11 protein-coding genes are annotated in these 14,127 nt (G+C 70.5%); 5 read left to right on the forward strand and 6 right to left on the reverse strand.

The window, feature by feature from the left end; all coding sequences use genetic code 11:
• Positions 1-191: 191 nt before the first annotated feature.
• The gene (locus A4X16_RS00695) at positions 192-2,465 is read right to left on the reverse strand and encodes a polyribonucleotide nucleotidyltransferase (RefSeq protein ID WP_067114973.1); all 2,274 of its coding nucleotides are present in this window, start codon (positions 2,463-2,465) and stop codon (positions 192-194) included.
• A 365-nt stretch (positions 2,466-2,830) separates the two neighbouring features.
• Between A4X16_RS00695 and A4X16_RS00700 the strand changes: the two genes are divergently transcribed.
• Positions 2,831-4,141: a UDP-glucose dehydrogenase family protein gene (locus tag A4X16_RS00700; protein WP_067114975.1), complete on the forward strand. Its 1,311-nt coding sequence runs from the start codon at positions 2,831-2,833 to the stop codon at positions 4,139-4,141.
• Positions 4,142-4,160: 19 nt separating this feature from the next.
• Here the strand turns inward: A4X16_RS00700 and A4X16_RS00705 are convergent, their stop codons facing one another.
• Positions 4,161-6,086 carry a GDSL-type esterase/lipase family protein gene (locus tag A4X16_RS00705; protein WP_231880219.1) on the reverse strand — a complete coding sequence of 642 codons (1,926 nt, stop codon included), beginning with the start codon at positions 6,084-6,086 and terminating at the stop codon, positions 4,161-4,163.
• Positions 6,087-6,240: 154 nt separating this feature from the next.
• On the opposite strand from A4X16_RS00705, the gene A4X16_RS00710 reads away from it, so the two are divergent.
• Complete coding sequence (locus A4X16_RS00710; protein ID WP_231880220.1) at positions 6,241-6,813, forward strand: DedA family protein; 573 nt, start codon at positions 6,241-6,243, stop codon at positions 6,811-6,813.
• Positions 6,814-6,852: 39 nt separating this feature from the next.
• Entirely contained in the window at positions 6,853-7,029 is a 177-nt protein-coding gene (locus A4X16_RS17975) for a DUF5302 domain-containing protein (protein WP_197491736.1), read from the forward strand.
• A 52-nt stretch (positions 7,030-7,081) separates the two neighbouring features.
• On the opposite strand, the gene A4X16_RS00715 is transcribed toward A4X16_RS17975, so the two are convergent.
• Positions 7,082-8,521: a cation:dicarboxylate symporter family transporter gene (locus A4X16_RS00715; protein WP_067115311.1), complete on the reverse strand. Its 1,440-nt coding sequence runs from the start codon at positions 8,519-8,521 to the stop codon at positions 7,082-7,084.
• A gap of 160 nt (positions 8,522-8,681) precedes the next feature.
• Here A4X16_RS00715 and A4X16_RS00720 point away from each other — a divergent pair, with 160 nt between their 5' ends.
• Positions 8,682-9,962 (forward strand): sensor histidine kinase, encoded by a 1,281-nt coding sequence (locus tag A4X16_RS00720; RefSeq protein ID WP_067114979.1) that lies wholly within the window; start codon positions 8,682-8,684, stop codon positions 9,960-9,962.
• Positions 9,959-10,654 (forward strand): response regulator, encoded by a 696-nt coding sequence (locus tag A4X16_RS00725; protein ID WP_067114981.1) that lies wholly within the window; start codon positions 9,959-9,961, stop codon positions 10,652-10,654. The genes A4X16_RS00720 and A4X16_RS00725 overlap by 4 nt, the downstream gene beginning before the upstream one ends.
• A gap of 78 nt (positions 10,655-10,732) precedes the next feature.
• Here the strand turns inward: A4X16_RS00725 and A4X16_RS00730 are convergent, their stop codons facing one another.
• The 3 genes from A4X16_RS00730 to A4X16_RS00740 all read right to left on the reverse strand — a co-directional run bounded on the left by A4X16_RS00730 (position 10,733) and on the right by A4X16_RS00740 (position 14,049).
• Positions 10,733-12,085, reverse strand: coding sequence for an FAD-binding oxidoreductase (locus tag A4X16_RS00730; protein ID WP_067114983.1), 1,353 nt, complete (start codon positions 12,083-12,085; stop codon positions 10,733-10,735).
• A 94-nt stretch (positions 12,086-12,179) separates the two neighbouring features.
• Entirely contained in the window at positions 12,180-12,824 is a 645-nt protein-coding gene (locus A4X16_RS00735; protein ID WP_067114985.1) for an FMN reductase, read from the reverse strand.
• Between the two features lies 1 nt (position 12,825).
• A complete protein-coding gene (locus A4X16_RS00740) occupies positions 12,826-14,049 on the reverse strand; it encodes an LLM class flavin-dependent oxidoreductase (RefSeq protein ID WP_067115314.1) in 1,224 nt (407 codons plus the stop codon).
• Positions 14,050-14,127 lie beyond the last annotated feature (78 nt).

A 14,127-nucleotide genomic window follows, 5' to 3' on the forward strand; every position in this document is an offset into this window, starting at 1 on the left:
GGTGCGTGCCGACCTGCGTCACAACCTTCATTGCACCCCCCGGTGCGTACTTCGAGGGTATGCGACATCTGAGAACGCGCCGACCAATCCGGGGAACGGCGGGAAAACTCCGCATAACGGTTTGGTCACGCCAGACATGACGGAAGCCCGGGCCGTCGCGAGACGGACCCGGGCTCCCGGTCGAGCGATGCTTACTCGGCGGCGTCCTCGGCAGGAGCCTCGTCCGCTGCGGGAGCGTCGTCGAGCACGGGCTCGAGCGACAGCTTGCCGCGGTCGTCGATCTTCGTGATCTTCACGAGGATCTTCTGGCCGACCGAGAGCACGTCGTCGACGTTCTCGACGCGCTTGCCACCGGCGAGCTTGCGCACCTCGGTGACGTGCAGCAGGCCGTCCTTGCCGGGCAGCAGCGAGATGAACGCGCCGAACGTCGCGATCTTCACGACCGTCCCGAGGAACTGCTCGCCGACCTCCGGGTTGGTGGGGTTGGCGATCGCGTTGACCTGGGCACGGGCGGCCTCGGCCGAGGGGCCGTCGGTCGCGCCGATGTAGACGGTGCCGTCCTCCTCGATGGAGATCTGCGCGCCGGTCTCGTCCTGGATCGCGTTGATCGTCTTGCCCTTCGGGCCGATCAGCTCGCCGATCTTGTCGACCGGGATCTGCACGCTGATGACGCGAGGCGCGGTCGGCGCCATCTCGTCGGGAGCGTCGATCGCGGCGTTCAGGACGTTGAGGATCGTGAGACGGGCGTCACGGGCCTGGGTCAGCGCGCCGGCGAGGACCGACGAGGGGATGCCGTCGAGCTTCGTGTCGAGCTGGATGGCGGTGACGAACTCGCTGGTGCCGGCGACCTTGAAGTCCATGTCGCCCAGCGCGTCCTCGGCGCCGAGGATGTCGGTGAGCGCGGCGTAGCGCGTCTCACCGTCGACCTCGTCGGACACCAGGCCCATCGCGATGCCGGCGACGGGTGCGCGCAGCGGCACACCCGCGTTCAGCAGCGACAGGGTCGAGGCGCAGACGGAGCCCATGGACGTCGAGCCGTTGGAGCTCAGCGCCTCGGACACCTGACGGATCGCGTACGGGAACTCCTCGCGGCTCGGCAGCACCGGCACGAGGGCGCGCTCGGCGAGGAAGCCGTGCCCGATCTCGCGACGCTTCGGCGAACCCACGCGGCCGGTCTCACCGGTCGAGTAGGGCGGGAAGTTGTAGTGGTGCATGTAGCGCTTGCTCGTCGTGGGCGACAGCGAGTCGATCTGCTGCTCCATCTTGAGCATGTTGAGCGTGGTGACGCCCATGATCTGGGTCTCGCCGCGCTGGAAGATCGCGGAGCCGTGGACGCGCGGGATGACCTGCACCTCGGCGTCGAGCGGACGGATGTCCGCCAGACCGCGGCCGTCGATGCGGACGCTCTCCGTGAGGATGCGGCCGCGGACGATCTTCTTCGTGACCGACTTGTACGCCGCGGAGAACTCCAGCGGCGCGGCGGCGGGAAGGTTCCCTGCCTCGGTCGCCTCGATGAGCTCGGCCTTGACGCGATCCTTGATCTCGTCGTCCTTCGCCTGACGCTCCTGCTTGTCCGCGATCTGGTACGCGTCGCTGAGGTCCGCATAGGCGCGCTCGGCGACGAAGTCGTAGACCTCGTCCTGGTACGGCGGGAAGACCGGGTAGACGCCCGGCTCCTTCGATGCGGTCGCGGCGAGCTCGGCCTGAGCCTTGACGAGCTGGGCGATGAACGGCTTGGACGCCTCGAGACCCTGGGCGACGACAGCTTCGTCGGGCTTCGTGGCGCCGGCCTTGATGAGGTTCCAGCTGCCCTCGGTCGCCTCGGCCTCGACCATCATGATCGCGACGTCCTCGGAGCCGTCGGCCTTGGTGACGACGCGTCCGGCGACGATGAGGTCGAACACGGCCTCCGAGACCTGCTCGGCGGTCGGGAACGCGACCCACTGGTCGGCGTGCTCGCCGTGGCCGGGGATGAACGCGAGGCGCACACCGGCGACGGGACCCGAGAACGGCAGACCCGAGATCTGCGTCGACGCGGAGGCGGCGTTGATCGCGAGGGCGTCGTAGAACTCACCCGGAGCGATCGAGAGGACGGTGATGACGATCTGGACCTCGTTGCGCAGGCCGTCGACGAAGGACGGACGCAGCGGACGGTCGATCAGACGGCAGACCAGGATCGCCTCGGTCGAGGGACGGCCCTCGCGACGGAAGAACGAGCCGGGGATCTTGCCGGCGGCGTACGAGCGCTCCTCGACGTCGACCGTCAGCGGGAAGAAGTCGAAGCCCTCGCGCGGGTGCTTGCCCGCGCTGGTGGCCGACAGGAGCATGGTCTCGCCGTCGAGGTACGCGGCGACGGCGCCCTGAGCCTGCTGCGCGAGGCGGCCGGTCTCGAAGCGGATGGTGCGGGTGCCGAAGCGGCCGTTGTCGAGAACGGCCTCGGTGGCGGTGATTTCAGGACCTTCCAAGAGGTCTCTCCTTCTTTGTTTAGACTCGCGAATCCGTGTGACGCGCGAGCGTGTTCATGAAGGAGCGGACGGGCAGGATATGGGCGCGCGGGCACTCCCGCGAATGTCGCCTGCGCTGGCCACCAGTAGAAAGCCACCCGACATGCCCTGCCGAGGAACCCACCACAGGGGACCAGCTTCTCCGCCGATCGCTCCATGAGTCGATGTGAAGTTGTGCAGCCGACAGAGATCGGCCTCCTACACCCTACCAGCGGACCCGCGGAAACCCGCGGCGATCACGACGATCGCCGATCCGACACCCGTCGTCCACGAGGCGTTCACCCCTCGGACTCCGCGTCGTGCGGAACCTCGGGTGTCCTGGGGCCATGCGCATGTCAGTGATCGGCTGCGGGTACCTCGGTGCCGTGCACGCCGCCGCGATGGCCTCGATCGGACACGACGTCATCGGCATCGACGTCGACGACCGGAAGGTCGACGCCCTCCGCCGCGGATCCGCTCCGTTCTTCGAGCCCCAGCTCGAGGATCTCCTGCAGGAGGGAGTCGCCTCGGGGCGTCTGCGCTTCAGCTCCGACATGGCGGACGCCGCGGGCGCTGCCGTGCACTTCCTGGCGGTCGGCACGCCGCAGATCGCGGGTGGGCACGCCGCCGACCTGCAGTTCGTCGATGCCGCTGTCTCGGCTCTCCTGCCCCATCTGCGAGACGGCGACGTGGTCGCCGGCAAGTCCACGGTGCCCGTCGGCACGGCGGAGCGGCTGAGCGCCGCGGTGGAGGCATCCGGCGCCACGCTGGTGTGGAACCCGGAGTTCCTCCGCGAGGGGTGGGCCGTGCACGACACGATCTCTCCGGACCGACTGGTGGTCGGCGTGCCGTCCGGCGACGCGGGCGAGCGGGCCGCCGAGCTGCTGCGGGACGCCTATCGCCCCGCGGTCGACGCGGGCACCCCGTTCCTCGTCACGGACCTCGCCACCGCCGAGCTCGTCAAGGGAGCTGCGAACGCCTTCCTCGCCACGAAGATCTCGTTCATCAACGCGATGGCGGAGATCGCCGAGGCGGCCGGCGCCGACGTCACGCTCCTCGCGGACGCGATCGGCCATGACACTCGCATCGGACGCCGGTATCTCGGCTCCGGGATCGGCTTCGGGGGCGGGTGCCTCCCGAAGGACATCCGGGCCTTCGCCGCGCGTGCGGAGGAGCTGGGCCGCGGGGAGGCCGTCGGATTCCTGCGCGAGGTCGACTCGATCAACCTGCGCCGCCGCGACCGGGCGGTCCAGATGGTCGTCGACGCGCTCGGCGGCCTCGTGTTCGGGCGCCGGATCGCCGTGCTCGGAGCGGCGTTCAAGCCGTTCAGCGACGACATCCGCGATTCGCCCGCGCTGGACGTCGCCGTCCGCCTGCGCGGACTCGGCGCCGATGTCGTCGTCACCGACCCCGCAGCGCTCGACAACGCGCGGGCCGCGCACCCGCAGCTGGGCTTCGCGGAGGACCGTGACGACGCGCTGCGGGATGCCGATGCCGTCGTCATCGTCACCGAGTGGGATCTGTACCGACGCGAGCTCTCGCCGGAGCACGCGGGCTCGCTCGTGGCCGGGAGGGTCGTCATCGACGGCCGGAACTGCCTCGACGCCGCCGCCTGGCGGGCCGCCGGATGGTCGTATCGGGGCATGGGGCGTCCGTGACGGACGCAGGGCGCCGCGGTCAGGCGACCGAGACGTCTCGACGCGACGAGGATCGCCCCAGGTAGACGTAGTCGTCGTGCTTCGCGACGCGCCCGTCTCCTGCAGCGCGACCGTGCAGCCGCCGCCACACCCACGGCAGCGCGTGCCGCCGCCACCAGAGACCGGCGCCGAGCGGCTCGTTCTCGTGCAGGGCGGCATCGAGTGCACCGAGCGCGTCGGCGTGGGGCACCCCGAGCACCTCCCCCGCGCGATAGGCGAGCACACGGTGACCGCGGCTGCTGAGGTGCACGAGATCCTCGCCCCAGTTCGGCCGGTCGGGCAGCGTCGGGTGCATGTCGGTGTCGATCAGGATCGCGCCGGTGCGTGCTGCGACGCCGGTGAGGGCCGTGGCGAATGCCGCGAACCGCCGCGTGTAGATGCCGGCCGCCCGCCGCCTCGGCAGGAACGGGGTGACGAGGAGGACATCGGCACCGGCCTCTCGCAGCCGCGAGACGGCGCCCTCGAGCTGGGCGGCGAGAGCCCGCACGTCCACCGATCGACCGACGAGGTCGTTGGCGCCGACGAGGATCGACACCAGGTCGGGACGAAGCTCGAGCGCCCGTGCGAGCTGCGGGCCGCATACGTCTCGCACCCGCTTCGAGCGGATGGCGAGGTTCGCGTAGTGCAGCCCGCCTCGGGCGGCGAGGAGAAGCGCCAGACGGTCCGCCCACCCGCGCAGAGCGCCGTCCGGCGCCGGATCGCACAGCCCCTCGGTCAGGGAGTCGCCCAGCGCGACGTAGCGCTGCCAACGGCGATGCGGCACGGGTGCGGTGCGCTCCGGACGCGTCGCGCGTCGAGCCCGACGCGCGGCGTCCACCTCACGCAGTGTGCGGGCCTCGTCGAAGTGCGCGAGCAGCTGGTCGCAGACGCTGGCCCAGCTCCGGTCCTGCACGGCCTCGTGCCCGGCCCGGCCGAAGGCTCTGCGCTTGCGCCCGTCGCCCGCGAGGTCGGCGACACGCATGCGGAGGTCGTCCCGGTCGCCCGGCCGGTAGAGCCATCCGTCGATGCCCATGCGCACGAGGTCCAGCGGGCCGCCGCGGCCCGTCGCCACGACCGGGACCCCGCTCGCGTGCGCCTCCTGCAGCGTCTGTCCGAACGTCTCGCTCTCGCCCGGGTGGACGAACACGTCGAACGAGGCCAGGGCCGCGGCGAGCGCGTCGCCGTCGAGGTGGCCGAGGAAGAGCGCGTCCGGCAGCGCGGCCTCGAGCTTCGCGCGGCTCGGCCCGTCGCCGACGATCACGAGGCGGGTGCCGGGGATGCCGCGGAGCGCCGCGAGGTCCTCCACCTGCTTCTCCGGTGCGAGTCGACCGACGTAGCCGATCACGACGTCAGACCCCCAGTGCGTGCGGAGCGTCTCGCTCCGCTGGGAGGGATGGAACCGTTCGGCGTCGACGCCTCTGCCCCAGCGGCGCACCCTGTCGACGCCGAGCGAGGCGAGCTGCCTCGCGGAGTCCTCCGACGGAGCGAGGGTGAGAGTGGCCCGACGGTGCAGACGCGCGATGTGGGACTGGGCGATGCCGGTGGTCGCGGGGATCCGGTATCGCTCGGTGTAGGCGGCCACGTCCGTCTGGTACGCCGCGACCGAGGCGACGTCGAGACGCTCCGCGGCGAGCGCGCCTCTCCATCCCAGGGCGAACGGGGAGGCGAGGTGCACGACGTCGGGATCGAACCTCCGCAGGGATGCGGCGACACGATGCGCGGGAGAGGTCCCGACGCGCACGTTGCGGTAGCCGGGGAGAGCGAGGCTCGGGATCGTCTCGACGGCGGCGCCGTGCACGTGTGCCGGTATGCCGGCGGCATCCGGGGCGATGACATGCGCGTCATGACCCGTTCGCTCGAGGTGCCGGAGGATCTGCAGCACCGATCCGGTCACACCGTTCATGTGCGGAAGGAAGGACTCTGTCACGATCGCGACTCTCACACCCTCAGGATGCAGCGGGCGCGGGGCCGCGGAGGCGCGAATCGGTCGTGGGCACCAGAAGTTCACCGGATGCTGGAGCGCTGGTCACCGGCTATCCGCGCGTTGGTTCCCGTTCACCTCCGCCGCGCAGGGTGGACCCGTGCCGACCGACCTGCTCACCGGCCCCTGGTCCCTCGCGATCATGGCGCTGCTGGTGCTCGGAGACTCCTTCTTCGTGATCATCCCGGGCGAGATCGCCGTCACGGCGCTCGGCGCGATCGCGTCGTCGTCGGGCTCGCCTCCTCTGTGGTCCGTGATCCTCTGCGCCGGGGCGGCGGCGGCGTGCGGAGACGCCGCCTGCTACCTGATCGGACGCACGGTCGGGACGGAGCGCTGGCGGTGGATGCGCGCACGCCGGGTGCGTCAGGCCCTCGACTGGGCGCGACGACGACTGGACGGGGGCACGGCGACGGTGCTGTTCACCGCCCGCTTCGTCCCGTTCGCCAGGCTGGCCATCAATCTCGTCGCCGGAGCCTCCCGCATCCATCCGCTGCGGTACCTGTGCCTGGTCGTGGTGGCGGCTCTGGGCTGGGCCGCGTATCAGGCGTCGGTCGGGACCATCGTCGCCGCGCTCGTCCCCGGCGGCCCGGTGGTCGCCGTCGTGGTGTCGGTGGTCGTGGCGCTCGGACTCGGTGCGGCGATCGACCTCGCCACCCGGAAGGCGCGCAGGTGAGCCTGCCGCCGCCGAGGGGCGTGCTCTAGGCTGGCGGGCATGAGCACCGAAGAAGGCGCCTCCTCCAGCGAGGAGATGAAGCGCAAGTTCAAGGAAGCGCTCGAGAAGAAGAACGCGCACCAGCGCCAGGGCGAGGCCCACCTCGACGGCGATTCCGCCGTCCACGGCGCCCATGCCCCGCAGACGCGGCGCGAGTTCCGACGCAAGAGCGGTTGACCGCACGGATGCGGGAGCCGCGACAGGCGGCTCCCGCATCCCCCTCGGGCGATCAGTTCCGGCGGGCCCGCAGCCGGGCCCGCTCCTCCTTCGCCGCCATCTCGGTGAGGGCGGAGTCCTGGAGTCCCTGGACGCCGACGGCCTTCTTCTCGTCGGCCATCCCGTGCTCGTCCACGCCGTCGAGGAGCGACTCGTCGAACGGCAGGTCGCCGCTGAGGACCCGGCGGACGCGGTCGCGATCGATCTGACGCGTCCATGTGCCGATCAGGAGCGTCGCGACGGCGTTCCCGGTGAAGTTGGTCAGGGCCCGCCCCTCGGACATGAACCGGTCGATCCCGACGATCACTCCGACACCGTCGACCAGGTCGGGCCGGTACGCCTGCAGACCGCCCGCAAGGGTCGCCAGTCCCGCGCCCGTGACGCCGGCGGCGCCCTTGCTCGCGATGATCATGAACACCAGGAGCCCGATCTGCTCGCCGATCGACATCGGCTGCCCCATCCCCGTGGCGATGAAGAGCGAGGCCATGGTGAGGTAGATCGCCGTGCCGTCGAGGTTGAACGAGTAGCCGGTCGGCACGGTGATGCCCACCACCGGCTTGGAGACGCCGACGTGCTCCATCTTGGCGATCAGTCGCGGCAGCGCGGACTCCGACGACGAGGTGCCGACGATCAGGAGGTACTCGCGCGCCAGGTACTTGATGAGGCTGAAGATGTTGACCCTGGTCACCGCGTACAGCAGCACGCCGAGCACCACCACGATGAAGAGGATGCAGGTGATGTAGAACGCGATCATCAGGACGCCGAGGCTCCAGATCGCCGCGACCCCCGTCTTGCCGACGACGGCTGCGATCGCGCCGAAGGCGCCGAGCGGGGCGAGCCAGAGGATCATGCCCAGGATGCGGAACACGAGCTTCTGCAGGTTCTTCACCGCGTCCATGATCGGCGCGCCCTTGTCGCCGAGGCCCTGCAGGGCGAAGCCGACCAGCAGGGCGATGAACAGCACCTGCAGCACGCTCTCACCCGTGAAGGCCGAGAAGAAGGTGGTGGGGATGATGCCGAGCACGAACTCCGTCGTCGTCTTCGCCTCGGTCTCGGTCGCGTCGTACGACGCACCCGCCATGTCGAGGCCCGCGCCGGGGTGGATGAGGTTGCCCACGACGAGACCGATCGCGAGCGCGAAGGTCGACATGATCATGAAGTACAGCAGCGCGAGGCCGCCGATCTTGCCGACCGTCGCCGCCTTCGCGATGGAGCCGACGCCCACGACGATGGTGCAGAAGATGATCGGCGCGATCATCATCTTGATCAGCGACACGAAGCCCTTTCCGACCGGCTCGAGCGACTGCCCGACCTCGGGAGCGACCAGACCGACGACCGCGCCGAGCACGACCGCGATGATCACGGAGACGTAGAGCCAGGTGTGCCGGTCCCAGGACTGCTTGCCTCGGCGCCAGTGGAACCCGGGAAGTGAGAACCCCGTCGTGATGGCCATGTTTTCCTCCTCGATCATGAACGTCGTCGTCTCATGTCCGCCGGCGTCGTCGCCGTCGGTGGATCCACGGTCGCCGACTTCGCATCGGACCGCCATTTGTGGTCGTATTGGTCATCGCCGTGATCACGGACCCGAGATCGACGAAGATCGGAAGGACGCCATGGGACGCGCCCGCACCACCCGCAGCACCGCCTCACGGGTGTTCGCCGTCGTCCTCGTCGCGACCGTGCTCGTCGGCGCACTGGTGGCCGTCTTCCTGGTGGTCGAGGCGCAGCGGGCGACGCACGCCGAGGCCGAGCGCGCGACGTCGGTCACCGCCGTGTCGATCGCCACGTCGCCCCTGGTCGTCGAGGCGCTGCAGAACGGCGACGCGGATGCGGCGACCGCCGTGCTCGAGCCGTACGTGATGGACGTCGTCGACACGGCCGCCCTCGACTTCATCACGATCATGACGCCGGCAGGAGTGCGCATCACCCACCCCGACACGGAGCAGATCGGGGGTCGCTACCTCGGGACCATCCCATCGGAGACGCAGACGCTCACAGAGGTCTTCACCGGCACCCTCGGCCCCTCGGTGCGCACGATCGTCCCGGTTCTCTCCCCCGACGACGAGCTGATCGGCTGGGTGTCGGCAGGCGTGACGATCGAGTCGATCTCGGAGACGCTGCTGCGCCGTCTGCCGCTGACCATCGGCATCACGGGCGGACTCATCGGACTCGGAGTGCTCGGCGCCTGGGCGGCGCGTCGCATGACGCGTCGCATCGCGGGCGACCTGCCGCCGGGACAGGTGCGGGACGCGGTGTCCTCGTACGAGTCCCTGCGGACGCTCGGCGAGGCCCTCCGGGCGCAGACGCATGAACACGGGAACCGGATGCACACCGCCGTCGCGCTGCTCGAGCTCGAGCGGATCGACGAGGCCATCGAGATCCTCACCGAGACGTCGCGTCAGAGTCAGTCGCTCGTCGATCAGGTGACGGCGCGACGCGCCGGGGACCCGGCGGTCGGCGCGCTCCTGCTCGGCAAGGCGTCGCAGGCCAAGGAGCGTGGCATCGACTGGCGGGTGCGCATCGAACCGGACACACCCCGCTCCCCCTTGTCGCCCGTCGACAGCGTCGCCGTGGTCGGAAATCTGATCGACAACGCGTTGGACGCCGCGGGGCCGGGCCCGGACAGGTGGGTGGCAGTCGTGCTCGAGCCCTCACCGGACGGCGGAATCGTCCTCCGCGTGTCGGACAGCGGAGACGGGGTCCCCGGGGAGCTGCGCGAGCGCATCTTCGCGAACGGCTTCTCCACCAAGCCGGCGGACGCCCAGGGCCGGGGTGTCGGCCTGGCGCTCGTGCGATCGATCGTCGCGGGCGCGGGCGGGACGATCGAGCTGTCGTCGCACCCGACCTGCTTCGAGGTCGTGCTTCCCTCGGCGAGGACGAGGGGCCGGTCATGATCAACACTCTCCTGGTCGATGACGACGCGCTCACCCTCGAGCTGCACCGCACGTACGTCGAACGGATCGACGGCTTCACGGTCGGCGGCGAGTGCTCGGGGGCGCGAGCCGCCGTTCGGGCCGTGCTCGAGCAGCCGCAGGATCGGCGCTTCGATCTGGTGCTGCTGGACATCACGATGCCGGACGGGTCGGGCCTCGACGTGCTGCGGACGCTGCGCGCGCGGGCCGCTGCCGTCGACGTCATCGCCATCACCGGGGTGCGCGACGCGGACACCGTGCGTCAGATGGCGGCGCTGGGCGTGTACCACTACCTGGTGAAGCCCTTCCCCTTCGCGGTGTTCCGCGAGCGGCTGATCACGTACCGAGAGCACCGGGCGACCGCGCGGGCGACCGACGGCGACGCCACTCAGGCCGAGATCGACGCTCTTCTCGGTCGATCGACGGGCACCATCGCCCTGCCCAAGGGCCTGTCCCCCGACACCCTCCAGCGCGTCTCGGCCGAGCTCCGGTCCGGCGGCGCCCTGTCGGCGAGCGAAGCGGCCGATCGCCTGGGGATGGCGCGCGTCTCGGCCCGGCGGTATCTCGAGCATCTGGCCGCGGAGGGAACGGTCGTCCGTGCGGCGCGCTACGGAGCGCGAGGCCGCCCGGAGACCGAGTACCGCTGGAGTCGGAGGGCCGACGACGAGCCCTGATCGGCGCCGACGGGACTCGTCGACCTGCCCGTGGACGCTGCCGCAGACGGACCGTCGATCGACGGGGCCGTCTGCGTCTCAGCGCGGAAGGCGGCCCTCGTGCAGAACGCCGTTCGGGTCGACCGCGTCGCGCAGGGCACGGAGCTTCTCGATCGACTGCTCTCCGGCGCAGAGCTCCAGCGTCTGCCCCGGCCCGAGGAACGTCGGCACGGTCTGCGGCGCGAGCGCGGGGGCCAGAACACGCTCGAAGCCCGCGATGCTCGCGTCTCCGGGCTCGCTCGGAACTCCCGGGAACACCGGCACGAGCGCATGCAGCAGCCACGCGGCACCCTGCAGCGAGGCGAGACCGGGACGCTTCGGCGCGTCGAGGGCGCCGCCGAGCAGCCGCATGCCGATGCCCATGATCGGCCAATTGTCATCGTGCGCCCGGAACCGCAGGAGATCCGCGAGGACGGCGTCGTCGAGATGCGACAGCGCGGCCGATGCGCCTCGACCGGGGGTCGGGTCGGTGGGCTCGTTCGATGCCGCGGCGAGCGCGCCGGGCGACGTGGGGCCGGCGACCTCGCGCCGCACCGTGCCGGCCGCGCGGAGGCGCTCGACGAGCGCTGCCGGTTCGCCGTCGACCGCGAGCACCTGCACCGTGAGGAAGCTGCGACCGCGGATCTCCGCCGGCAGCTCCGGGGCATCGGGGAGGCGCATCGAATCGACGAAGACGTTGACGGACGGCGGGGCGTCGTCCGCGAGGTCTCGCACCGCGCGGATCACCGCCTCGGCATCGGATGCGTCATACGTGAGCCCCGTTCCCCACACGGCGGGTGCCCGGACGAGGTCGATCTCGAGGGCGGTGACGATGCCCGTGATCCCTCCCGCTCCGCGCAGCGCCCACATGAGCTCCGGATCGGTGTCGTCGTCGACGCGCTCGTGACTGCCGTCCGCGCGGAGGACCCACGCCGCCCGCAGGTTGTCGGAGCCGAGGCCCGCGGTGCGGCTGAACCAGGAATGGCCGCCGCCGAGCGTGTACCCGGCCACGCTGACGACGGGGCTCGTCCCCGCCGGGGCCACCCAGCCGGATCCCTCGAGGGCGTCGACCACGGCCCCCCAGTGGACGCCGCCGCCGACTCGTGCGACGCCGGCCTCGAGGTCGATGTCGAGGTCGTCGAACGCCGCGGTGCGGACGATCACGGAGCCGGACAGGTCGCTGGACGCCCCGTGACCGCTCGGTTGCACCGCCAGGGTGAACGCCCCGTCGGCGGCGGCGCGCAGCAGGGTGCGGAGATCGTCGACGTCGGACGGGAGCGCGACGCCCGCCGGCCGCTGCTCGACGGCGAGATTCCAGGGACGCGCAGCCGAGGCATACGAGTCGTCGCCCGGCAGGATCAGACGGCCGCGCAGCGCATCCCGCGCGGTTTCCAGCTCAGAGAGAAGGGCCATGACGTCACCGTACGATGCCCCACGGACATTGTCGACGGCGTCATGGCCCCGGTAGGGCGCGGATCCGACGGACGCCGGATCCGCGCATCCGCTCTCATTCGCCGGCGAGACCGCCCAGCATGTGCCCGAAGGATCGCCCTTCGCCCAGATAGGTGGCCGGGTCATAGGGGTCGGCAGAGGACGACGCCGCGCGCTTCGACACCGCGTCGGCGAGCTCCTTCGCCCCCTTCTCGACCCGCTTCGCGAGCGGAGCCACGTCGTCGCCCGCGCCGCCCCAGTCGCTCGACGCCGCGAAGACGCCGGTCGAGACGGCGTCCGCGTGCAGGTAGGCGAAGAGCGGGCGGATCGCGTAGTCGATCGCGAGGGAGTGTCGAGCCGTTCCCGCGTTCGCGCCGATCAGCACGGGCACTCCGGTCAGCGCGTCGGGGTCGAGCACGTCGATGAACGACTTGAAGAGACCCGAGTAGCTCGTCGAGAAGATCGGCGTCACCGCGATCAGGGCGTCGGCCGAGACGACGGTGTTGATCGCCGTCTCCAGCGCGGGCGGCGCAAAGCCGGTGAGCAGGTTGTTCGTGATGTCGTGCGCGTAGTCGCGCAGCTCGATCACGTCGACGGTCGCCTCGATGTCCCGCGCGGCGAGAGCCTTCACGGTCTCCGCGGCCAGCCGATCGGCCAGCATCCGCGTCGACGAGGGGTTCGACAGTCCCGCGGAGATGACCGCGATGCGACGCGCGGTCATGTCACGCCTCCTTGCGGGAGAGTCCGAACGCCGCACCGGCCGGTGCGGGCGTGTCCTGATACGGCGAATCGCCCGTGAGGTTGTCGCCGCGGTTCGCTCCGGGACGTGCCTGGCGGGTCGGGCCGTCGCCGAACTCGGCCTTGACCCGCGCAGCGTGCGTGGGAGCGTCGGGCACGGACGCCGGGCGACCCTCGGCGAGCTCCTTGCGGAGCACCGGGACCACCTCCGACCCCAGGATGTCGAGCTGCTCGAGGACGGTCTTCAGCGGCAGACCGGCGTGGTCGATGAGGAACAGCTGACGCTGGTAGTCGCCGAAGTGCTCGCGCATCGCGGCGTAGCCGTCGATGACCTGCTGCGGCGATCCGACGGTGAGCGGGGTCATCTCCGTGAAGTCCTCGAGGCTGGGACCGTGGCCGTACACCGGCGCGTTGTCGAAGTACGGACGGAACTGCGTGACCGCATCCTGCGACTTCGCCGCCATGAAGACCTGACCGCCGAGACCGACGATCGCCTGCTCCGGGGTTCCGTGACCGTAGTGCGCATAGCGCTGGCGGTACAGCTCGATCAGGCGCTGGTAGTGCTCCTTCGGCCAGAAGATGTTGTTCGCGAAGAACCCGTCGCCGTAGTACGCCGCCTGCTCGGCGATCTCGGGGGTGCGGATCGACCCGTGCCACACGAAGGGCGCGACGCCGTCGAGCGGACGCGGCGTCGACGTGAATCCCTGCAGCGGGGTGCGGAACTTTCCCTCCCAGTCGACGACGTCCTCGCGCCACAGCTTGTGCAGCAGGGCGTAGTTCTCGATCGCCAGCGGCAGACCCTGGCGGATGTCCTTGCCGAACCACGGGTAGACGGGACCGGTGTTGCCTCGACCGAGCATGAGGTCCATGCGTCCGCCGGACACGTGCTGCAGCATCGAGTACTCCTCCGCGATGCGCACCGGGTCGTTGGTCGTGATGAGGGTGGTCGATGTGGAGACGATGAGGCGCTCGGTCTGCGCCGCGAGCGCGGCGAGGAACGTCGTGGGGCTGGAGGACCAGAACGGCGGGTTGTGGTGCTCGCCGATCGCGAAGACGTCGAGACCGACCTCCTCGCTGTGCTTGGCGATCGCGAGCGTCGCCGCGATGCGCTCCTGCTCGCTCGGGGTGACACCGGTGGTGGGATCGCGGGTGATGTCGCTGACCGACATGATTCCGAACTGCACCGGAACGCTGGACTGCTCGCTCATGATTGCTCCGTCTTCTCCGAATCGGGTGCCGTGCATCCGGTTCTATTCATTTGAATGTATATGAGTCAACGTGGTGGG

This window comes from Microbacterium sp. H83 (assembly GCF_001650405.1).
Classification (GTDB): domain Bacteria; phylum Actinomycetota; class Actinomycetes; order Actinomycetales; family Microbacteriaceae; genus Microbacterium.

Coding starts and splice junctions, on each gene's coding strand:
- A4X16_RS00700 (WP_067114975.1), top strand. CDS start 2,831: ATGCGCATGTCAGTGATCGGCTGCGGGTACCTCGGTGCCGTGCACGCC.
- A4X16_RS17975 (WP_197491736.1), top strand. CDS start 6,853: ATGAGCACCGAAGAAGGCGCCTCCTCCAGCGAGGAGATGAAGCGCAAG.
- A4X16_RS00715 (WP_067115311.1), bottom strand. CDS start 8,521: ATGGCCATCACGACGGGGTTCTCACTTCCCGGGTTCCACTGGCGCCGA.
- A4X16_RS00720 (WP_067114979.1), top strand. CDS start 8,682: ATGGGACGCGCCCGCACCACCCGCAGCACCGCCTCACGGGTGTTCGCC.
- A4X16_RS00725 (WP_067114981.1), top strand. CDS start 9,959: ATGATCAACACTCTCCTGGTCGATGACGACGCGCTCACCCTCGAGCTG.
- A4X16_RS00730 (WP_067114983.1), bottom strand. CDS start 12,085: ATGGCCCTTCTCTCTGAGCTGGAAACCGCGCGGGATGCGCTGCGCGGC.
- A4X16_RS00735 (WP_067114985.1), bottom strand. CDS start 12,824: ATGACCGCGCGTCGCATCGCGGTCATCTCCGCGGGACTGTCGAACCCC.
- A4X16_RS00740 (WP_067115314.1), bottom strand. CDS start 14,049: ATGAGCGAGCAGTCCAGCGTTCCGGTGCAGTTCGGAATCATGTCGGTC.